Genomic DNA, 692 nt, shown 5'->3' with positions numbered 1-692 from the left:
TGCCGCGCGGCGGTGACCTCCGCCTCCAGTTCGGCGAGACGGTCCGGCGGGCAGGAGGCGCGCCACGAGGCGAGGCGGGCCGACAGCGTCCGGTCGTGCGCGAGCCGGGCCGCGAGCGTCCTGATGTCCTCCTCGCGGGCGGTGGCGCGGGCCCGCAGCTCCTGGCGTTCGCCGTCGGCGGCCAGTTCGTCGTGCATCGCCGGATTCGGCGGGACGAGGAACACGTCCTGGTCCGCGCTGCCCGCCGCCGTCGCGGGCGGCGGCGCGAGGAGCGCCGCCGCGGTGCCGACCGCGACCGTCGAGCGCGGCAGCAGGGCGGCCTGCGCCAGTACGTCCCTGGCCCGCTGGTACGAGCCGGGTTCCGTGACCACGACGCCGTCTACCAGTTCGGGGCGGGAGGCCAGCACGACCGCGTGGTCCACCGGGTCCACGGCCTGTGCGAGGTAGCGCCAGCCGGGCAGCGCAGGAATGCCGTGCTCACCCAGGAATTCGACGGTCGTCAGGACGTCGGGGCCCGGCGGCAGCAGGCCGCCGTCGCCGAGCGCGGCGAGGATGCGCGCGTCGTCGGCCGCCGCGGTCCGCAGCCCGAAGAGTTTGCGTTCGGCGGAGGCGACGGCGCTGTCCAGCAGTTCCCGCAGCGGCTCGGCGAAGCCGTCGAGTTCCGCCGCGGTGAGGGGTCGGTCCGCGGACGG

1 pseudogene is annotated in these 692 nt (G+C 76.6%); it reads right to left on the bottom strand.

Annotated features, from left to right (window positions below):
• Nucleotides 1-692 (bottom strand): annotated as a pseudogene (locus BGM09_RS37000) (hypothetical protein); the annotation flags it as partial.

The organism is Streptomyces sp. CBMA29 (assembly GCF_014596445.1).
Taxonomy (GTDB): domain Bacteria; phylum Actinomycetota; class Actinomycetes; order Streptomycetales; family Streptomycetaceae; genus Actinacidiphila.
Note: the sequence above shows the minus strand (reverse complement) of the source record. Positions and strands in the feature narration are given on the sequence as shown.